Source organism: Streptomyces sp. NPDC111606 (assembly GCF_055656945.1).
Genome location: NZ_JBVKBY010000001.1, coordinates 648,057 through 667,683, shown reverse-complemented (window position 1 = coordinate 667,683; position 19,627 = coordinate 648,057). Strand labels below are relative to the sequence as shown.

Annotated in this window: 19 protein-coding genes; 9 read left to right on the top strand and 10 right to left on the bottom strand. The window is 71.5% G+C overall.

What is annotated here, in order from left to right:
* The first annotated feature begins 2 nt into the window (after positions 1–2).
* From ACZ7M7_RS03065 to ACZ7M7_RS03055, 3 genes are all read left to right on the top strand, one after another.
* Positions 3–1,319, top strand: coding sequence for a multidrug effflux MFS transporter (locus ACZ7M7_RS03065; RefSeq protein ID WP_472112218.1), 1,317 nt, complete (start codon positions 3–5; stop codon positions 1,317–1,319).
* Positions 1,271–2,443, top strand: a complete 1,173-nt coding sequence (locus tag ACZ7M7_RS03060; RefSeq protein WP_472112215.1) for a serine hydrolase domain-containing protein — start codon at positions 1,271–1,273, stop codon at positions 2,441–2,443. Before ACZ7M7_RS03065 ends, ACZ7M7_RS03060 begins: the two co-directional genes overlap by 49 nt.
* Before the next feature lie 212 nt (positions 2,444–2,655).
* Positions 2,656–3,645 carry a small ribosomal subunit Rsm22 family protein gene (locus ACZ7M7_RS03055; RefSeq protein WP_472112212.1) on the top strand — a complete coding sequence of 330 codons (990 nt, stop codon included), beginning with the start codon at positions 2,656–2,658 and terminating at the stop codon, positions 3,643–3,645.
* Between the two features lie 30 nt (positions 3,646–3,675).
* Here ACZ7M7_RS03055 and ACZ7M7_RS03050 read toward each other — a convergent pair whose 3' ends face one another.
* Positions 3,676–3,894 (bottom strand): DUF6243 family protein, encoded by a 219-nt coding sequence (locus ACZ7M7_RS03050; protein ID WP_383596095.1) that lies wholly within the window; start codon positions 3,892–3,894, stop codon positions 3,676–3,678.
* 131 nt (positions 3,895–4,025) lie between these two features.
* Here ACZ7M7_RS03050 and ACZ7M7_RS03045 point away from each other — a divergent pair, with 131 nt between their 5' ends.
* Both ACZ7M7_RS03045 and ACZ7M7_RS03040 read left to right on the top strand, forming a co-directional pair.
* A complete protein-coding gene (locus tag ACZ7M7_RS03045; protein ID WP_383596098.1) occupies positions 4,026–4,661 on the top strand; it encodes a TetR/AcrR family transcriptional regulator in 636 nt (211 codons plus the stop codon).
* 156 nt (positions 4,662–4,817) lie between these two features.
* Positions 4,818–5,546 (top strand): bifunctional DNA primase/polymerase, encoded by a 729-nt coding sequence (locus ACZ7M7_RS03040; protein WP_383596101.1) that lies wholly within the window; start codon positions 4,818–4,820, stop codon positions 5,544–5,546.
* A 14-nt stretch (positions 5,547–5,560) separates the two neighbouring features.
* Here ACZ7M7_RS03040 and ACZ7M7_RS03035 read toward each other — a convergent pair whose 3' ends face one another.
* The 7 genes from ACZ7M7_RS03035 to ACZ7M7_RS03005 all read right to left on the bottom strand — a co-directional run bounded on the left by ACZ7M7_RS03035 (position 5,561) and on the right by ACZ7M7_RS03005 (position 13,187).
* Complete coding sequence (locus tag ACZ7M7_RS03035) at positions 5,561–6,553, bottom strand: SCO2278 family lipoprotein (protein ID WP_472112209.1); 993 nt, start codon at positions 6,551–6,553, stop codon at positions 5,561–5,563.
* Complete coding sequence (efeU, locus tag ACZ7M7_RS03030; RefSeq protein ID WP_472112206.1) at positions 6,513–7,385, bottom strand: iron uptake transporter permease EfeU; 873 nt, start codon at positions 7,383–7,385, stop codon at positions 6,513–6,515. Before efeU ends, ACZ7M7_RS03035 begins: the two co-directional genes overlap by 41 nt.
* A 3-nt stretch (positions 7,386–7,388) precedes the next feature.
* A complete protein-coding gene (efeB, locus tag ACZ7M7_RS03025; protein WP_472112203.1) occupies positions 7,389–8,648 on the bottom strand; it encodes an iron uptake transporter deferrochelatase/peroxidase subunit in 1,260 nt (419 codons plus the stop codon).
* 10 nt (positions 8,649–8,658) lie between these two features.
* Positions 8,659–9,804: an iron uptake system protein EfeO gene (gene efeO / locus ACZ7M7_RS03020; RefSeq protein WP_472112199.1), complete on the bottom strand. Its 1,146-nt coding sequence runs from the start codon at positions 9,802–9,804 to the stop codon at positions 8,659–8,661.
* 148 nt (positions 9,805–9,952) lie between these two features.
* Positions 9,953–10,768, bottom strand: coding sequence for a heme ABC transporter ATP-binding protein (locus ACZ7M7_RS03015; RefSeq protein ID WP_472112196.1), 816 nt, complete (start codon positions 10,766–10,768; stop codon positions 9,953–9,955).
* Between the two features lie 332 nt (positions 10,769–11,100).
* Positions 11,101–12,186: a FecCD family ABC transporter permease gene (locus tag ACZ7M7_RS03010; protein WP_472112193.1), complete on the bottom strand. Its 1,086-nt coding sequence runs from the start codon at positions 12,184–12,186 to the stop codon at positions 11,101–11,103.
* Positions 12,183–13,187, bottom strand: a complete 1,005-nt coding sequence (locus ACZ7M7_RS03005; protein WP_472112190.1) for a heme/hemin ABC transporter substrate-binding protein — start codon at positions 13,185–13,187, stop codon at positions 12,183–12,185. The genes ACZ7M7_RS03010 and ACZ7M7_RS03005 overlap by 4 nt, the downstream gene beginning before the upstream one ends.
* A 136-nt stretch (positions 13,188–13,323) precedes the next feature.
* On the opposite strand from ACZ7M7_RS03005, the gene ACZ7M7_RS03000 reads away from it, so the two are divergent.
* The 4 genes from ACZ7M7_RS03000 (at position 13,324) to ACZ7M7_RS02985 (ending at position 17,903) form a co-directional block, all read left to right on the top strand.
* Positions 13,324–14,742 (top strand): HtaA domain-containing protein, encoded by a 1,419-nt coding sequence (locus tag ACZ7M7_RS03000; RefSeq protein ID WP_472112187.1) that lies wholly within the window; start codon positions 13,324–13,326, stop codon positions 14,740–14,742.
* Positions 14,743–14,841: 99 nt separating this feature from the next.
* Positions 14,842–16,368: an HtaA domain-containing protein gene (locus ACZ7M7_RS02995; protein ID WP_472112184.1), complete on the top strand. Its 1,527-nt coding sequence runs from the start codon at positions 14,842–14,844 to the stop codon at positions 16,366–16,368.
* A gap of 10 nt (positions 16,369–16,378) precedes the next feature.
* Entirely contained in the window at positions 16,379–17,266 is an 888-nt protein-coding gene (locus ACZ7M7_RS02990; protein ID WP_472112181.1) for a hypothetical protein, read from the top strand.
* The gene (locus ACZ7M7_RS02985) at positions 17,259–17,903 is read left to right on the top strand and encodes a PhzF family phenazine biosynthesis protein (protein ID WP_472112178.1); all 645 of its coding nucleotides are present in this window, start codon (positions 17,259–17,261) and stop codon (positions 17,901–17,903) included. Before ACZ7M7_RS02990 ends, ACZ7M7_RS02985 begins: the two co-directional genes overlap by 8 nt.
* A 49-nt stretch (positions 17,904–17,952) precedes the next feature.
* Here ACZ7M7_RS02985 and ACZ7M7_RS02980 read toward each other — a convergent pair whose 3' ends face one another.
* Both ACZ7M7_RS02980 and map read right to left on the bottom strand, forming a co-directional pair.
* Complete coding sequence (locus ACZ7M7_RS02980; protein ID WP_472112175.1) at positions 17,953–18,600, bottom strand: biliverdin-producing heme oxygenase; 648 nt, start codon at positions 18,598–18,600, stop codon at positions 17,953–17,955.
* Between the two features lie 122 nt (positions 18,601–18,722).
* A complete protein-coding gene (gene map / locus ACZ7M7_RS02975; protein WP_472112172.1) occupies positions 18,723–19,580 on the bottom strand; it encodes a type I methionyl aminopeptidase in 858 nt (285 codons plus the stop codon).
* Positions 19,581–19,627: the final 47 nt, after the last annotated feature.

Here is a 19,627-nt window from a genome sequence, read left to right as displayed (position 1 = left end):
GCATGGGCGACCGTGGGGGGCCGATACAGCCGGCGGAGCCGATACCGGACGTGTCGCAGCCGGCCGTACCGAAGACGGACGGGCCGCCCGCCCGATCCCTGCGGGCCACCAGTTGGCTCGTCACCCTCATCCTCGGCGGTCTGGCGGCGACGCCCCCGCTGGCGATGGACATGTACCTCCCGGCGCTCCCCGAGGTCACCGGGTCCCTGCACGCCCCCGCCGCGACCGTGCAGCTCACCCTCACCGCCTGTCTGGCCGGCATGGCGCTCGGGCAGCTGGTGGTCGGCCCGATGAGCGACCGGTGGGGCCGCAGGCGCCCGCTGCTGGCGGGCCTCGCCGTGTACGTCGTCGCCACCGCGCTGTGCGCGCTCGCGCCCAGCATCGGGTTGCTGGTCGCCTTCCGGCTGGCGCAGGGCCTCGCGGGGGCGGCGGCCATCGTGATCGCGAGGGCGGTCGTACGGGACCTGTACGACGGCGTGGCCATGGCCCGCTTCTTCTCCACCCTCATGCTGATCTCCGGGGTCGCCCCGATCGTGGCGCCGCTCATCGGCGGCCAGGTCCTGCGGGTGACGGACTGGCGGGGTGTGTTCGTCGCGCTGACGGTGGTCGGGGTACTGCTCGCCGCCCTCGTCTGGCGCAGGCTCCCCGAGACCCTGGCGCCGCAGGACCGGCACAGCGGTGGGGTCGGTGAGGCCCTGCGGGCCATGCGCGGGCTGCTCGCCGATCGTGCCTTCGCCGGGTACATGCTGGCCGGCGGGTTCGCCTTCGCCGCGCTGTTCGCCTACATATCGGCGTCGCCGTTCGTGATCCAGGAGATCTACGGTGCCTCGCCGCAGACCTTCAGCCTGCTGTTCGGCCTCAACTCGGTCGGGCTGGTGATCGTCGGCCAGATCAACGGCAAGGTGCTGGTGGGGCGGGTCAGTCTGGACCGGGTGCTGGGCGCGGGGCTGGCCGTGGTGATCCTGGCCGCGACCGCGCTGCTGCTGATGTCGCTGGGCGTCTTCGGCGAGGTCGGGCTGGTGCCGGTGGCGGCGGCCCTCTTCGTCCTGATGTCCGCGATGGGCGTCACCCTGCCCAACACCCAGGCCCTCGCCCTGCTGCGCACCAAGCACGCCGCCGGGTCCGCCTCCGCGCTGCTCGGCACGTCCTCGTTCCTCATCGGCGCCATCGCCTCGCCCCTCGTGGGCATCGCCGGAGAGGACACCGCCGTCCCGATGGCCGTCGTCCAACTGGCCGCAGCACTGGTGGCGCTGGCCTGCTTCATGGGAATGTGCCGTCCCTGGAACAGTCGTGCGGGTGCGGAGGGAGCAGAGAGCTGAGCGCGCCGAGACTGCGCGGGGACACGCCGGAAAGGGCCGGACTCGACCCCGAGGAGATCCGTCAGCTCGTCCGCGAGGTCCACGACCTCACGACCGGCTCTCGCCCCTGGGCGGCCGGGGCGGTGCTGATCGTCGGGCGGGGGCCCTACCTCGCCGTCGAGGAGGCTGTGGGCTGGGCGGTGCGGTACGCCTCCTACGACGAGGACAAGGACGCCGGGGTGGAACTGCCGCCCGAGAGGCAGGTCCCCATGACCGCCTCGACCCCCTTCGACCTCGCCTCCCTCACCAAGCTGTTCACCTCGGTCGCCGCGGTGCAGCAGATCGAGCGCGGCACCCTGGGCATCGACGCGCGGGTCGGGGCGTATCTGCCGGACTTCCACGCGGCGGCCCGGCATGACGTCACGGTGCGTCAGTTGCTGACCCACACCTCGGGGTTGCGGCCCGAACTGCCGCTGTACGACTGCCGGGACGACGCGGAGCGGCTGGACCGCTTGCGTGCGGAGCCGCCGGTGGGGGTGCCGGGGACGTACTGCTACTCGGACCTCAACCTGCTGTTGCTGCAGCATGTGCTCGAACGCATCACCGGCCGCACGCTCGACGTCCTGATCCACGACGGCATCACCCGGCCCCTGGGTATGACGTCGACCCATTTCGGACCCTGCCCCGGCGCGGCGGCGACCGAGGACCAGCGGCGGCCGTGGGCCAAAGCGGACCGGGGGATGCTGCGGGGGGTCGTCCACGACGAGAACGCCTGGGTGCTGGGCGGGGTGGCGGGCCACGCCGGCCTCTTCGCCACGGGGCGTGACCTTGCGGTCTTCTGCCGGGCCCTGCTCTCCGGCGGCGCGTACGGGCCCGCCCGGATCCTCGGTCCGGACTTCGTGGAGCTGCTGCTGTCCGAGCCCGGGCTGGGGTTCGCGGTGGATCAGCCGTGGTTCATGGGGGAGTTGGCGGGGCGGGGGGCCGCCGGGCATACGGGGTTCACGGGGACGTCGTTGGTGCTGGATCCGGTGACGGACACGTTTGTGGTGCTGCTGGCGAATACGGTGCATCCGCGGAGGCGGGCGCCGGACAGTAGGCCGCGGGCCAGTGCGGGGACGCGGGTGGCGCGGGCGGTGCGGGGGTAGAGCGCTGTTCCAGCGCCGGCCCAGCGATTCAGCCCGTCCGGCGTTTGAGGACGAGGCCCGTTCAGGGCCGAAGCGGGGGTCTGGGGGCGGCAGCCCTCAGGGACGATGGGGTCCCCCCGCTCGAGCGAAGCCGAGAGTGGGGGAGGGTAGGGGCGGCGGGGGCGAAAACCCCGGGGCCGCACCCACACCGCCCGCCCTCGTAGAATCGCCGGGTGAACGACCCCGCATCCCCGGCGGACGCCCTGCGCAGCAGCCTCGCCACCCTCCTCGACGGCCTCCCGCCCCGCCAGGCCGCGCAGGCCGTGGAGCGGCTGATCGCCAGCTACCGGGGCGCCACCCCCACCGACGCCCCCATCCTGCGCGACCGCGCCGACGTGGCGGCCTACGCCGCGTACCGGATGCCCGCGACCTTCGAGGCGGTCCGCTCGGCGCTGGAGGCGTTCGCACGGGCCGTACCGGACTGGACCCCCGGCAGCCACACCGACGTCGGCGGCGGCACCGGCGCCGCGACCTGGGCCGTCACCGCGACCTGGCCGGGCGAGCGCGGCGTCACCGTGCTGGACTGGGCCGAGCCCGCCCTGCAGACGGGCAGGGAGATCGCCGCCGCCAACCCGGCGCTGCAACACGCCCGTTGGCAGCGCGCCCGCATCGGCTCGGCCCTCACCCTGGACCCCACCGACCTCGTCACCGTCTCCTACGTCCTCAACGAGCTCACCGCCCCCGACCGCACCACCCTCCTCGACACCGTGGCGTCCGTCGCCCAGGCCGTCGTGATCGTCGAACCCGGCACCCCCGACGGCTACGCCCGCGTCATCGAGGCCCGCGACCGCCTGATCGGCGCCGGATTCCACATCGCCGCCCCCTGCCCGCACAGCGCCGACTGCCCGATCGTCCCCGGCACGGACTGGTGCCACTTCTCGGCACGGGTCAGCCGCTCTTCCCTGCACCGCCAGATCAAGGGCGGCTCCCTCGCCTACGAGGACGAGAAGTTCAGCTACGTCGCCGCCACCCGCCTCCCGGTCGCCCCGGCCCCCGCCCGCATCGTCCGCAAGCCGCAGATCCGCAAGGGCCAGGTCCTCCTCGACCTCTGCGAGACCGAACCGGCCCTGCGCCGCACCACGGTCACCAAGCGCCACGGCGACCTCTACAAGGCCGCCCGCGACGCGGACTGGGGCGACGAGTGGCCGCCGGCGTTCGACTAGGACGTCCGCTCGTCCAGGACGTGTGCTCGACTAGGACGCCTGCTTGCCCTCCTGGGACGCCTCCGTCCCTTCCTCCTGCTCCTGCTCGGCGTTCTTCTCCTGGAACTTGCGCAGCAGCTCCTTCTTCTGGGCCTGCGGGTCGACCCCGCCGCCGATCCGGCCGTTCCGGCCGCCACCGCGCAGTGCCTTGCGGTCGAGGTTTCGACGTGTGCCGCCGACTCCCAGCATGTTTCCGCCACCTCGGGCCATGGGCTGGCTCCTCTCGGCATTCGTTCTCGCCACCCGGTGGGCGACGAATCGACGAGACGTATCGTCTCGATTGAGTACTCCCTCAGAGTCCAGCGAGACGCTCCGTCTTGTCAACCTGATAAATTCGAGCCATGGCAGCTCAAAAGTCCGCTCAGCCCGCACCCAACAGCACCCGCCGGAGCGAGAAGTCCCGTCGGGCCATCTACGACGCCGCCCTCGCCCTCGTCGGGGAGGTCGGCTACCCCAGGACCACGATCGAGGGGATCGCCGCCCGTGCCGGCGTCGGCAAGCAGACGATCTACCGGTGGTGGTCGTCGAAGGCGGACGTCCTGCTGGAGGCCTTCCTCGACCTGAGTGAACAGGCGTCGCGGGACGCGGGCCCGGAGTACGAGTTCGCCATCCCGGACACCGGCGACCTCGCCGCCGACCTCAAGGCCGTACTGCGCCTCACCGTCGACCAGCTCAAGGACCCCGGCTTCGAGATCCCGTCCCGCGCCCTGGCCGCCGAGGGCGTGGTCAACGAGGAGCTCGGCCGGGTCTTCGTGGCCAAGCTCCTCGCGCCGTCGCTCCAGCTGTACGTCGACCGGGTACGCGCCGCGCAGGAGGCCGGCCAGGTCCGCCAGGACGTCGATCCGCGCATCGCCCTCGAACTCTGGGTCTCCCCCCTCGCCCAGCGCTGGCTCCAGTACACGGGCCCGATCACGTACGAGTACACGGACACCCTGGTCGACTACGCCCTCCACGGCATCGCCCCGCGCACGCGGTAAGGGCGTAATTGCCGCCGAAGCAGCGCATTGCTGATGATCCAGGTGCTGTGTACGCCTCGCCCCACCTGGCCCGGTTGTCCGCTACGGCCCCCCGAAGCGCACGATGGTGGGACCATAGGGCATGCTGTTCCGCACGACAGCGAGGCGAGGGGATAGATGAGCGCGGAGTTGGGCCGGACCGGCCTGCAGGGCAAAATCTCCCAGTGGCTGCGCGGACGCCGCCCCAAGGAGGCCGCCGGCGACGGTGGCCGGGAGGCCCTGCTGCTCGCCGCCGCGGCGGTGGGACTGCCGCTCGCGCCCGCCGCGCACCCGGCCGGCTATCGATGTTCCTGTGATCGCGTCGGCTGTCCCACGCCCGCCCGGCACCCGGTGTCCTTCGCCTGGCAGACGCAGTCCACCACCGACCGCGCCCAGATCGAGCGCTGGGCCCGCCACCAGCCGCAGGCCAACTTCATCACCGCCACCGGCATGGTGCACGACGTCCTGGACGTCCCGGTCGAAGCCGGGCTCGAAGCGCTGGAGCGACTGCTCGACGCGGGCATCGAGGTCGGCCCGGTCGCCGAGAGCGACGACGGCCGCCTGCTGTTCTTCACCCTCACCCGCGGCACCCCCGAGGACGAGGACGAGTGGTGGCCCTGCGAGCTGGACTGCCACCCCGAGACCATGGACGAGCACCCGGGACTGCGCTGGCACTGCCGCGGCTCGTACGTCCTCGTACCGCCCGCGCAGCTGCCCGGTGACCAGACCGTCCACTGGGTACGCGGCCTCGAGCACCCGCTGCCCGACCCGCTCAGCGTCCTGGAGATCCTCACCGACGCCTGCGCCCGCTACGTCGGCGAGGAGCCCGACCACGTCTCCGCGGCCTGGCCCCTGCGCCGCCACTGACTCCCGGCGGCGCGCTACTCGCCCTTAGCCGACGTCATTCCCTGGATCCGGCCGAGGACCTTCACCTTTCCGGAGCCCTTCGGGTCCAGCGCCACCTCGGTGGAGACGAACTCCATCGTCAGCGACTGCTTGATCTCGCCGTTGGTCAGCGCCAGCACGCCCTTGCTCGGGGTGGGGACGGCCGCGCCCGTGTGGGCGGTCTCCTTCTCGTAGTGGCGCGTGGTGAAGAACACCAACGCCCCGCCGTCCTTCGTGCGCAGCGCCAGCGGCTGGTAGTCACCGCTCGTCAGCGGCTCGTCGATGTACTGCCTGACCAGGCCCGGCCGCTCGGCCTTCTGTGACCGCTCGGTACGCCAGGTGCTGGTGTGACGGCCATTGGCGAAGGTGTCCCCGCCGTCCTTGAGGTAGGTCACATAGTCCTTGCTCAAGTCCCTTGGCGCCACGGCCAGTTCGGTCGAGTTCGCGGGGACGGCCTCGGCCCAGCCGTCCTTGTCCGTCTTGAACTCCGGTACGTCACCGGGGGCCAGCAGCGTCAGATACGCCGCCTCCCACGGATCGGTCAGGCTGTCACGGCTGAACACGAACACCCAGCGGGCGCTGCCGCCCTTGTTGGCGGCCGCGTCGGCCACGAACCAGCGTGGCCAGCCCGCCTTCTTCGGAATCGTGAACTTGGTGTCCGACAGCTCCAGCGGCGTGTGCGCCGCGTTGCCCTCGGGACTCACCGCCTTGCCCGCCTTCAGCCGCGCCTGGTCGATGGCGCCGAAGGCGCCGGTGACATGGTCGGCGTCCAGGGAGCTGTCGTAGGCCTCGTCGGCCTTGTTGTACGCGGCTGTGAACTGCTGGAGGGCCTTGGCGGCCTCCGCCTTGGTGGTTGAGGGGAGCACTTCCTTCTCCCCGTGGACCACCACGCATCCGCTTGCCGTCAACGACAAAGCGGTCAGCGATGCCGCTATCAGTGCGCTCCGGTCAAGCCTGCGGAGCCTTCGAGGGCCGCGATCCCTGCTCATCAGGTGCTTTCACCTTCCCCTTCCCGGAGGCGAACCCTACCGGGGCGAGGAACAGCGCGAGTGTCGGGATCAGGTACAGCAGCCACACCGTGACCTGGAGGACGGTCGGGTCCGGCTGGAAGTTGAAGACGCCCTTCAGCAGGGTTCCGTACCAGCTGGACGGATCGATGGTGTCGCTGATGTCGAACGCCTTGTCGCGCAGGCCCGGCACCCAGCGCGCCTCCTGCAGGTCGTGGACCCCGTACGCCAGCACGCCCGCCGCCACCACGACCAGCATGCCGCCGGTCCACGTGAAGAACTTGGCGAGGTTGATGCGCACGGCGCCGCGGTAGAAGAGCCAGCCCAGGACGACCGCCGTGGCGATGCCGAGGGCGACGCCGATCAGCGGGCGCGGGGTGCCGTCGCCGGCCGCACGCACCGACGCCCACACGAACAGGGCGGTCTCCAGGCCCTCCCGGCCGACGGCCAGGAACGCGGTCGCCACCAGCGCGCCCGTGCCCATCCGCAGGGCGGCGTCCAGTTTGCCGTGCAGCTCGGCCCTGAGATGCCGGGCGGTGCGCCGCATCCAGAAGACCATCCACGTCACCAGGCCCACCGCGATGATCGACAGGGAGCCGCCGAGCGCCTCCTGTGCCTCGAACGTCAGCTCCTGCGAGCCGAATTCGAGCGCGCAGCCGAAGCCGAGCGCGAGGGCGAGGGCGACACCGATGCCGATCCAGATGGGCTTCAGCGCGTCCCGGCGGTCGGTCTTGACCAGGTACGCGATGAGGATGCAGACGACGAGGCTCGCTTCCAGCCCCTCGCGCAGGCCGATCAGGTAGTTGGAGAACACTGGCTACGCCTCCTTGGCGAACAGCGTGCTGCCCCACCAGTCGTCCTTGTCGCGGACGCCGGGCGGGACCGCGAAGAGCGCCGAACCCACGTGCTGGATGTACTCGTTGAGCGAGTCGGGGGCCAGATTGCGCTGGATCCGGATGAACCCGGTGCGCGGGTCGCGCTGGTAGGCGAGGAAGAACAGGCCCGCGTCGAGCCGACCGAGGCCGTCGGTGCCGTCGGTGAAGGAGTAGCCGCGGCGCAGGACCGTCGCCCCGTCGTTGGAGTCGGGGTGCGCGAGCCGGACGTGCGCGTCGGGCAGCATCGCCTTCAGGAACGGCTCGTCGCGCTCCTTCGCCTTGCCGACCGGGGCGCCCTCGCCCTTGTCCCGGCCGATGATGTCCTCCTGCTCCTGGAGAGACGTGCGGTCCCAGGTCTCGATGTGCATGCGGATACGGCGGGCCACGAGGTAGGAGCCGCCGCGCAGCCACGCGGGCCCCTCGGCGGGGTCCACCCAGACGAACTTCCTCAGGCGGTCCGTCTCCGTCCCCGCGATGTTGCGGGTGCCGTCCTTGAAGCCCATGAGGTTGCGCGGGGTCTGCTCCTCGGGGGTCGTGGACGAGGTCTTCCCGAAGCCCAGCTGGGACCAGCGGATGACGACCTTGCCGAAGCCGATGCGGGCCAGGTTGCGAATGGCGTGCACGGCGACCTGCGGGTCGTCCGCGCAGGCCTGGATGCACAGGTCGCCGCCGCTGCGGTTCCTGTCCAGATTGTCACCGGCGAACTTCGGCAGCTCGACGAGGGGTTCGGGGCGGTCGTCCGCGATGCCGAAGCTCTCGCCGTACTTCTCGAAGAGCGACGGCCCGAAGCCGATCGTCAGGGTCAGCCGCGACGGCTTCAGCCCCAGCGCCTCACCGGTGTCGTCCGGCGGCGCCTCGGCCAGACCGCCGAACCCGCCCTCGCCGACCGCCAGCCCGGCGGTCATCCGGCGCGCGGCGGCCGTCCAGTCCTTCAGCATCCGCACGAACTCGGCCCGGTCGTCGGTCTTCACGTCGAACGCGGCGAAGTGCAGCCGGTCCTGCACCGGCGTGGCGATACCGGCCTGGTGGTCACCGTGGAAGGCGATGGCACCGCCTGCCGCCGCGCCGACCGGCTCCACGTCGCTGCCGGTGCGCGTCATGGCCACGGCACCGCCGGCCGCGCCGGCACCGAGCGCGAGCCCGGCACCGCCCCAGCCGATCAGCGCACGCCGGGAGGGAATGCCTTCGGTCGATTCCGACATGACAGGGTCCCTACTTCACGACGACGGCGGCGGCGAGCTTGGACAGCGGCTCGGCGAGGGCGTTGACGCCGTCCGACAGCTCCTTGCGGGCGTCCTTGCCGACCTTGTCGTACGAGGTGAAGTCGTACGACGACTTGTCCGCCCGGTACTTGTCGAGCAGCGTGTCCAGCGCCGCGAACTGCTTGTCGAGCTCGGTGACCAGTGCCGGGTCGTTCTCCTGCGCGACCGGCCTCAGCAGCTCGTACGCCTTCTCGGCGCCCTCGACGTTGGCCTTGAAGTCGACCAGGTCGGTGTGCGAGTAGCGCTCCTCCTCGCCGGTGACCTTGCCGGTGGCGACCTCGTCGAGGAGTTCCTTGGCACCGTTGGCCATGGAGGTCGGGGTGATCTCGGCCTTGCCGACCCGCTTCTGCCAGTCCTTCAGATCGGTGATCAGCTGGTCGGCGAGGGTCGTGTCCTCGTCGGTGAGCTTCTTGTCCTGCCAGAGGGACTTCTCCAGGCGGTGCCAGCCGGTCCACTTCTGACCGTCCTCCAGGCCGTCCTCGCGGACGTCGACCTTCGGGTCGATGTCACCGAAGGACTCCGCGACCGGCTCGGTGCGCTCCCAGCCGATCCGGGAGGGGGCGTAGGCCTTCTTCGCGGCCTCGACGTCGCCGTCCTTGACCGCCTCGGCGAACGCCTCCGCCTTCGGCAGGGTCTCGTCGGCCTGCGCCTGCGCGTACTCGCGGTAGGCGGCGACGGCCTTGTCCAGCCGGGGGTCGCGCTTGGCGGCCGCGCCCTTGCCGGTGGCCTTGACGGTCTGCCGGATGCCGTCGCCCTTCATGCCGGGCTTGCAGGCGATGGTGTAGTCGCCCGCCTTCACCTCGGCGGTCACCGTCTGCTTGGTGCCGGGGCCTATGTTCTCGCGCTCGGTGACGATGCGGTCGTCCGGGAAGAGGATGTAGACCTCGGTGACCTTGGAACCCTTGTTCTCGATGGCGAGTTCGACGTGTCCGGCCGGGAACTCCTTCTTCGACACCTCGCACTTGTCGTCCGTCGCGGTCACGCTGACGACCCGGTCGTCGCCCGCCGAACTGCCTTTCTCGGTGCACCCCGTGACGGCGGTCAGGGCCGCCACGGTGGCGGCGGCGGTGACGACGGAGAGTCTGGCGGGTCGCATGAGGGCTCCAGAGGGGTGGCCGAAAAGAGTGCATGGCGGGCCTCACGCAGACAGGAAGGTGAGGCTCACCTAACGCACCTAAGGATCGCCGAATTGGCCAAAAACGCTCCCATAGGGAAGTCAAAGGAACGTCAAAGGTTGCTCGGCGTCAGCGTCGTGGGGTCACCAGGACCTCTCCCGTGCGCGGATGCGGAAGCACCTCCACCGGCTGGTCGTAGACCTCCGACAGCAGCCGCTCGGAGAACACCTCGGCGGGCCGCCCGTCCGCCTCGACCCGCCCGGCGCGCAGGATCGCCACCCGGTGCGCGTAGGCCGCCGCGAGCCCCAGATCGTGGAGGACGACCACCACCGCGTCCCCGGCCCGCGCCCGCGCCCGGCACAACCGCAGCACCAGCTCCTGGTGCTTGAGGTCCAGCGCCGCCGTCGGCTCGTCGAGCAGCAGCAGCGGCGCACGCTGCGCGAGCACCCGCGCGAGTGCGACCCGGGCCCGCTCGCCACCACTGAGCGCGGAGAACGGCCGTACGGCGAACTCCGTCACCTCGGTGGCGGCCATGGCCTCGGCGACGGCCGCGTCGTCGTCCTCCAGCCCGAGGGAGGCCCAGGGCGCACGGCCCATCCGGACGACCTCCTCGACGGTGAAGGGGAAGGACAGGGTCGCCGACTGGGGGAGCACGGCGCGGCGCAGGGCGAGTTCGGGCGCGGACCAGTCGCCCGCCGGGCGGCCGTGGATCCGTACGACCCCCTCGTCGGCCGGGAGGTCGGCGGCCAGCGCGCTCAACAGGGTGGACTTTCCGGCGCCGTTGGGCCCGACGAGGGCGAGCACCTCGCCGGCGCGGACGCTCACGGAGACCTCGTGCAGCACGATGCGCGCACCGAGGCGCACATGAAGGTTCTCGGCTTCGGCGAGGGTGTCGCCGGGCTCGGCGGGCGCTGGGGGTACGGGACGAGGGCGGAGCAGTCTCATAGGAGGGGTCCTTCTCGAGAAGAGGAGCTGAGGAACCTGGGGGCGCGGGGCGGTATCAATGTGCGGCTCCGCCGCGTGGGCGCGACCAGCCCCCACTGCCCGCAGTCGGCATACGACCCCTAGGTCGTGTCCGCAAAGTCCCGTCGTCCGCCCGGAGGGCGGGCCCCACGGCGTCTGGTGCGTGCTCTCGGCGTGCCGGGCGGAGCCCTTTGTACTGGACGTACTCGGGGCTTCGCCCGGTGCGGCGGTGGGGGCCCCTCCCGCTCGAGCGAAGCCGAGAGTGGGGGAGCGTGCCAGGCGTCGCGGGGCAGGCGGGACTTTGCGGACACGGCCTAGGCCCACCCCCCTTGTCGGCGCCGCGTCCTACGCAACAACCAGAAGAAGAACGGGCTGCCGAGCAGCGCGGTCAAGACACCCAGCGGCAACTCCGCCGGCGCCGCAACCGTCCGCGCGGCAAGATCCGCCGCGAGCAGCACCACCGCCCCGCCCAGCGCACTCCCCGGAATGAGAAACCGATGTCCCGGCCCCGCGGCCATCCGCAACAGGTGCGGCACGACAAGGCCGATGAACCCGATGACCCCGGACACACTCACCGCGGCCGCGGTGAGCAGCGCGACGACCAGGATCAACGCGACGCGCATCCGCTCCACGTCCACCCCGAGGTGCCGGGCGGGCCGGTCTCCGAGCGCGAGCAGGTCCAGGCGGCGTGCGTACAGCGGCGCCACCACGAGCCCGACGACCGCGCAGGGCAGGACCGCCGTCACCTTGGGCCAGGTGGACTGGGCGAGGGAGCCGAGCTGCCAGAAGGTGATCTGGTTCACCGCGGCGGTGTCCGCGAGGAAGATGAACAGGCCGATGAGCGCCCCGGCGAAGGCGTTGACGGCGATGCCCATGAGGATCAGGGTCACGACCTCCGTACGGCCGGCCGAGCGGGACATCGAGTACACCAGCAGCACGGTGCCGAGCCCGGTGACGAAGGCCATCGCGGGCAGGGTCCAGTTGCCGAAGAAGGTCAGCCCGAGCGAGATGGAGGCCACCGCCCCGACCGCCGCGCCCAGGGAGACGCCGATGGTGCTCGGCTCGGCCAGCGGGTTGCCGAACACGCCCTGCATCAGCGCCCCGGCGCAGCCCAGCGAAGCCCCGATGAGCAGCGCGAGCACGATCCGGGGGAAGCGCACGTTCCACAGCACCGACTCGGCGACCCGGTCCAACTCGCCGCCGCCGAGCCCGGCTTTGTGCTGCAGGGAGCCGAGGACGTCCCCGACCGGGATCGGGTAGGCGCCGATCCCGGCGGCGACCGGGACGAGAACCAGGAGGGCGACGCCCATGCCGACGGTCAGCAGCCACGTGGTGGTGTGCCGTCTGCCGACCGGTAGGGCGGGCGCGGCCTCGGGTGCGGCCTTCTCCAGTACGGTCATGCCGCATCTCTCTTCGTGTAGAGCTGCGCCACGACCGACCTCAGCACCTGGTCGGTGCGCGGCCCGTAGCTCAGCAGGGCGCCGTCCTCGATCGAGACGACCCGGCGGTCCATCCCCGCCGGGGTCTCGGCGACGCCCGGGATCTTCACCAGGCCGTCGACGCCGCCGACGGACTCGAGTCCCTTGGACATCACGAGAATCGCGTCCGGCGCGGCCTTCACGAGGGCCTCGCTGGTGATGGGCGTGAAGTCCTTCGCCAGTCCCGACTCGGCTCCCGCGTCGACCGCACCGGCCGCCTCGACGAGGGAGCCGGCACCGGAGCCCTTGCCGCCGATGAGGTAGACGGAGGCGGAGCCGCGCAGGTAGAGGAAGGCGACCCGCGGCTGCTCGCTCCGCCGGGGAACTTCCTTGCGCACGGCGGCGATCCGGTCCTGCGACCGCTCGGCCAGCTCCTTGCCCGCGGACGGTACGCCGAGCGCGTCGGCGACGGCCCGGATGCGCGGGCCGACGTCGTCCAGGCCGTGGGCCGGGGCGACCACGAGGACCGGGACGCCCGCGGCACGGATCTGCTCCATGGCCTCCTCGGGGCCCGTCGTGGTCTCGGCGAGCACCAGGTCGGGCTCGAGCGACAGCACGCTCTCCGCCGAGACGTCATGGCCCCGGGTGACGACCGGCAGCTTCGCCGCCTGTCCGAACGTCGCGGTGATGTCCCGGGCGACGACGCGGTCGCCGAGCCCGAGCGTGAAGACGATCTCGCTGAGGCTGCCGGAGAGGGGGACGAGGCGCTCTGCTTTCTCGACCGTCACCTTCTTGCCGTCGGCCGCGGAGACCGTGGCGGGGAGGCTCGGGGCCGGGGTGTTCTCCAGGGGCTCGACCCGGTTGGCGGTCGTCGTGGTGGCGGCCGACTTGTTCGCCGGGTCCGCCGCAGGTGAGCCACCGCAGGCCGTCGCCGTGGTGAGGGCGAGCACCGCCAGCAGTGCGCCCGTCAGTCGTGTGCGCATGGGTCGCACGGTCCGTCCGTTCCTCTCGGTATGCCGTTTCAGCTCGGTCACGGCCGTTTCAGCTGGGCAAAGCTTAGGTTAGCCTTACCTTCATTCGCTACCGGTCGTCGTGTCCGTCGTCTCCGGAGGACCTCTCATGCCTGTCCGCCTACGTGTCCTGGTCGCCGTGCTCTGCGCGGTCGTCCTCGGAGCCCTGCTCCCGGTGACCGCCGCGTCCGCCGCGAGCCGCACCGTGCAGGGCGGGCGGCTCGACTGGGGCGTCAAAGCGTCCTTCCAGAGCTATGTCACCGGGCCCATCGCGAAGGGGAGTTACTCCCTGACCGGCGGCGCGGCCACCGTGGGCAGCGGCGGCTTCCGCTTCCACTCGGCCACGGGGACCTACGACGGTGACACCGGCGCCTTCACCGCTTCCTTCTCCGGCGGCGTCCACTTCGTCGGCCACAAGACCGACGGCGGCGCCTACCAGCTCGACCTCACCCTCAGCCGGCCCACCGTCCGAATCACCGGCTCGAGCGGCACTCTCTTCCTGGACGTCACCAGCAAGGCGAAGGGCACCGGGGCGGTCACGACGTCCTCGCAGGTGCCCTTCGCCTCCCTCTCCCTCGGCGGGATCGACATGCGGGGCGGCGGCAACACGGTCGCCCTCAAGAACCTGCCCGCCACGCTCACCGCGCAGGGCGCCAAGTCCTTCGCCGGGTACTACACCGCGGGGACCGCGCTCGACCCGGTGAGCCTGTCGGCGGACGTGCGGGCGGCGGCGACCAGCAAGCCGACGCCCACCCCGAGCGCCACCAAGTCCCCGGAAAAGAAGGAGACTTCGAGCGGCAAGTTGGTGGACGGCGCCGTCGACTGGGGTGTGCGCCGCACATTCCGGGAGTACGTCACCGGGGACATCGCCAAGGGCGAGTGGACCTTGTCGTCCGGCGCCGAGGACGGCGGTGCGCTGTTCCGCTTCCCCGACGGGGAGGGGACGTTGAAGGACGGTGGCCTTCGGGCGTCGTTCAAGGGCGCGGTCCGCTTCACCGGGGCGCAGGGCCTCGACCTGGAACTGAGCGGCGTCCGCGTCACCGTCGAGGACGGCAAGGGCACACTCCTCGCCGATGTGGCCGGCGCCGGATTCACCGGCGACAAGGTCCCCCTGGTCACCTTCACGGCCAAGGGCCTGAAGGCGAAGGACGGCCTTGCGAAGGTCACCGAGGCCCCCGCGAGGCTCACCACCGAGGGCGCCGAAGCCTTCGGCGGGATGTACAGGGCGGGCACCGAGATGGACCCGGTGTCGCTGGCCGTGGCCACCACCGACGACGCCGAACTGCCCGCCCTGCCCGACCTGGGCAGCACCCCCACCGCGAGCGCGACGCCGGACAAGTCGTCGGTGTCGCCCGACCCGTCGGCCGAACCCGTCGCGAGCACCTCCGACGACGGCGTGCCCATTGCGCCCATCGGCCTCGCGGCCGGGTTCCTGCTGCTCGCGGGCGCGGCCTTCGCGTTCGTCACCGTACGCAGGCGCCGTACCCGGCCGGCCGGCGAGGCCGGCCCCCCGTCCGCCGAGGACTGAACGTCCCAAGAGGACTTTCCCCCATGCCCTGACCGCCGTGCCCGCGCCGCCCCCGGCCGCCGCGGCGGACTCCCACCCACCGCAAGGAGAACCCCGAGCATGTCCGCCACTTCCCGCAGACGCCGTCCCATCACCCTCGCCGCCGCTGTCGCCACCGCGGCCGCGCTGGGCGCCACCGCACTCGCCACCCTCGGCGCCGGCACCGCCTCGGCGGCCGAAGTCCCGCTCAGCGGCTACGAGTTGACGTGGGGCATCAAGCAGTCGTACCGCACCTATGTGACCGGCATGGCGGCCGGCAGCTTCACCGCGAAGGACGGCGCCTCGCAGGCCGCCGGGAACGGCGCGTTCACCTTCACGGACGGCACCGGCACCTACGACTCCACGGCCCACACCGTCGACCTCGGCTTCAAGGGCGACCTGCAGATCGTCTCCAAGCTGCACGGCTTCGACATCGCCCTGTCCCACGTGCGGTTCGACAGCGCGGCCGCCGAGATCACCGCCGACGTCACCAAGTCCGGTACGACCGCGCAGGACGTGCCGCTCGCCGATGTCACCGTGACCCGGGCGATGACCGACATGGCGACCAAGCTGACGAAGGAGGCCGCGGACGTCTTCGGCAGCGCGAGCTACGAGGGCGCGGCGGGGGACCCGCTCACCGTCGTACAGAAGACGCCGCCCCAGTCGCCGACGCCCACGCCGACGCCCACGGCCACGCAGTCCCCGAGCCCGACCCCGACGCCGACCGCGACGGCCACGCAGTCCCCGAGCCCGACCGCCACGGCGACCGGGTCCGCCTCGCCGTCCACGAGCGCCGACCCCTCCGAGTCCGCCTCCGAGGCCCCGGCCCGGGGCGACATAGCCGACGGCACGCTCGACTGGGGCGTCAAGCAGTCCTTCCGTTCGTACGTCGTGGGCAATGTGGCGAAGGGTGAGATCACGACGTCGGACGGTGCCTCGCAGGCCACCGGTAACGGTGCCTTCACCTTCGTCGACGCGACGGGGGAGTACGACACCGACGCCGGCACCCTCTCCGCGAACTTCGAGGGAGCCGTCAACTTCAAGGGCCACAAGGGCGAGGGCGAGAACGACGGCTACGGCCTCGACCTCACCCTGAACAACCTCCGCGCGACCCTCGACGAGGGCACCGGCGAACTCACCGCCGATGTCACCAGCCTCGGCGAGAAGACCGACGACGTGGTCCTGGCCGACCTGAAGGCGAACGAGTCCGACCTGACCGCGCAGGACGACGTCATCACGGTCGACGACGTCAAGGCCACCCTCACCGAGGCCGGCGCGAAGGCCTTCGGCGGCTTCTACACCGTCGGCACCGAACTCGACCCGGTCGACCTGGCGGTGGCCCTGACGGCGGACGCGGACCTGCCCGGCGGCGACGGCTCGACGGGGGGCTCCACGGGCGGCTCCACGGGCGGTTCCACCGGCGGCTCCTCCGGCACGGCGGGTTCGACCACCGGCGGCACGGGCTCGACGACGGGCGGTGTGACGGGCGGCCTCGCCAACACCGGCTCGGACGTGCCGGTGGCGGCGCTGGGTACGGCCGCCGCGGTGACCGCGGCAGCGGGCGCGGCCGTGGTGGTCGCGATGCGCAGGCGGCGTACCGAGGCGTAAGACTGTCCCCATGAACAGGGGGCACAGAGAACTGCTGGGGCCGGGGCGGCTGGTACTGAACGTACGAGACCGTCCCGGCCCGCCGGCGTTGCGTTTCGAGACCGCGGACCGCGGACGGCTGCTGCTGTGGCAGGGGGACCGCCCTGTGCTGCTGGGCCGGTCGGTGGGCGAGGGCTGCTGCCCGGAGCTCCATCTGCACCGCCTCGACGGCTACCGCTCACCGCTTCCGCCGCTGCGCTCGTCAGCCATGCGGTCGTCGGTCAACTGGCCGCACCAGTACGCGCGTTGGCTGGAGGAGGCGGACGGGACCCCGTTGCGGGACGGACGTTGGGAGCTGGCCCGCCGGACCGGTTTCCCGCCGGGCATCTGGACCGAGGACTTCGTACGGGACTGGCCCGGCGGCCGACTGGAGCTGTACTGCGGGGGCGGCTGGCACGGAGTCGTGCCGCTGCGCCGGCTCTCGGCACCGGATGCCGCGCGGGTGAAGGCGTACCGCAAGCACGCCCGCGACGGCTCACTCGCGCCGGTCCTGCTGTGGTGGGTGACCTTCCTGGACGGCTGGGTGATCCTCGACGGTCACGACCGGGCGGTGGCGGCGTTGGCGGAGGACCGGACGCCGGAGTGCGTGGAGCTGGGCCGGGTGCCCGACGAGGAGGAGTGGCGCCGGGCTGCCGTCGAGGTGACCGAGGCCCACGAGCACCGTATGCAGGGGCCGGCCGCCCACGCCGACGACCCGGGCGCGGAACACCGGCGGGCCACCATGGAAAGGGCGTACGGCGAAACGATCGCCTCGCTGCCCTACGGCGTGCCCCCCACCCGCTTCCTGTCGCTCCCCGGCGGAGCCGCCGCCTGGGACGAGCTCGCCGCCCGGGTGATGTTTCAATTTCCCCGTGACTGACTTCGACGTCCTGCGCGTCTTCTGCGGCCCCCACGGCGGATACGGCAACGAACTCGGCGTCGTCCGCGAGGGCTCCGTCATGCCCGACCGGGCCGACCGGCAGGCGTTCGCCGGCAAGCTCGGCTTCAGCGAGACCGTCTTCGTCGACGACCCCGAGCGCGGAGTCATCGACATCTACACCCCGACCCTGCGCCTGCCCTTCGCCGGTCACCCCTGCGTCGGCACGGCCTGGCTCCTCGACGTGCCCGAACTGATCACCCCGGCCGGCGTCGTCGGGGCACGGCTGGACGGCGAGTTCAGCTGGATCGAGGCCCGCGCGGAGTGGGCCCCGCCGCGCACCCTGCGGCAGTACGGGACGGCGGCCGAGGTGGACGACCTCGAAGTGCCGCCACCCGGTGAGTGGATTTACGCCTGGGCGTGGGAGGACGAGGCGGCCGGACGGGTCCGGGCCCGCGGCTTCCCGGGCCGCGGCGACGGCATCGACGAGGACGAGGCGACCGGCGCGGCCGCCCTGCTGCTCACCGACCGCCTGGGCCGCGCCCTCAACATCACCCAGGGCGCCGGGTCCCAGATCCTCACGGCACCGCAGCCCGAGGGCTGGGTGGAGATCGGAGGGCGGGTCCTCCTGGAGCGCTGAGCCTGGACGCTCAGCCCCTCGGACCTCAGCCCCTCTGACACTCAGGCACTCAGGCACTCAGCGGGAACTCCTCGCCCAGCGCCCGGAACACCGCCGTGTTCAGGGCGAACGCCTTCTTGCACTCCGCCACGATCCGCTGCTTCTCCAGGTCGTCGGCGCGGACCTGGTCCAGGAGCTCGCGGTAACCCCGCTTGAACGCCGCCGGGTTGGTGATCTCCTCGAAGACGTAGAAGCGGACCCCGTCGCCCTTGCGGGCGAAGCCCCAGGTCTTCTCCGCCTTGTCGCGGATGATCTGGCCGCCGGAGAGGTCGCCGAGGTAGCGCGTGTAGTGGTGGGCGATGTAGCCGGCCGGCCACGCGTCGGCGCACTCCCGCACCCGGTCCGCGTATGCCCGCGTCGCGGGCAGTGCCGACATGCCCGTCCGCCACTGCGGACCCCGCAGATGCGCCAGGTCTCGCTCCAGCGACGTCAGCCGGAACAGCTCCGGCTGGATGAAGGGGCCGGTCACCGGATCCGACGCCAGCCGCTCGGTGCCGGTCTCCAGCGCCTCGTACACGAACCACAGCTGCTCGGTGTAGCGCGCGTACGCGTCCACGCCCAGCCGGCCGCCGAGCAGATCGCTCATGAACGTCGAGGTCTCCGCCTCCACGTGCTGCTCGTGGGAGGCGGTGCGGATGACTGTCGAGAAGGAGTCCATGGGAGTATTTTCTGAAGTTAGGCTTACCTAAGTCAATAGGTTTGCCGACGCTGTGTCGGTAAAAGGATACCGAGAAAACCCGCCCTCCGCAGGGCGAAGGACGGGCTCGGTGACCTGCTCGGTTACGGCAGTGTGAGGATCTCTGTCCCCGTCTCCGTCACCACCAGTGTGTGCTCGAACTGCGCGGTGCGCTTGCGGTCCTTCGTGACGACCGTCCAGCCGTCGTCCCACATGTCGTACTCGTGCGTCCCGAGCGTCAGCATCGGCTCGATGGTGAAGGTCATGCCGGGCTGGATCACCGTCGTCGCGTGCGGGCTGTCGTAGTGCGGGATGATCAGCCCCGAGTGGAACGACGAGTTGATGCCGTGGCCGGTGAAGTCGCGGACCACGCCGTAGCCGAAGCGCTTGGCGTACGACTCGATGACCCGCCCGATGATGTTGATCTGGCGGCCCGGCTTGACCGCCTTGATCGCGCGGCTCAGCGACTCACGGGTGCGCTCCACCAGCAGGCGGCTCTCCTCGTCGACGTCGCCGACCAGGTACGTGGCGTTGTTGTCGCCGTGCACCCCGCCGATGTACGCGGTCACGTCCAGGTTGACGATGTCGCCGTCGCGCAGCACCGTCGAGTCCGGGATGCCGTGGCAGATCACCTCGTTGACGCTGGTGCACAGGGACTTCGGGAAGTTGCGGTAGCCGAGCGTGGAGGGGTAGGCGCCGTGGTCGCACATGTACTCGTGCGCCACCTTGTCCAGCTCGTCCGTCGTGACACCGGGCGCGATCAGCTTCGCCGCCTCGGCCATCGCCCGCGCGGCGATACGGCCGGCGACACGCATCGCCTCGACGGTCTGTGGAGTCTGCACCTCCGGACCCGTGTACGGCGTCGGCGCGGACTTGCCGACATACTCGGGGCGGCGGATGTTTCCGGGCACGGAACGGGTGGGGGAGAGCTCCCCTGGGACGAGCAGCGACTGGCCAGACATGCCAGCGAGTCTAACCAGCGGGCATGGGGGAACATGTCGGTGGCGAG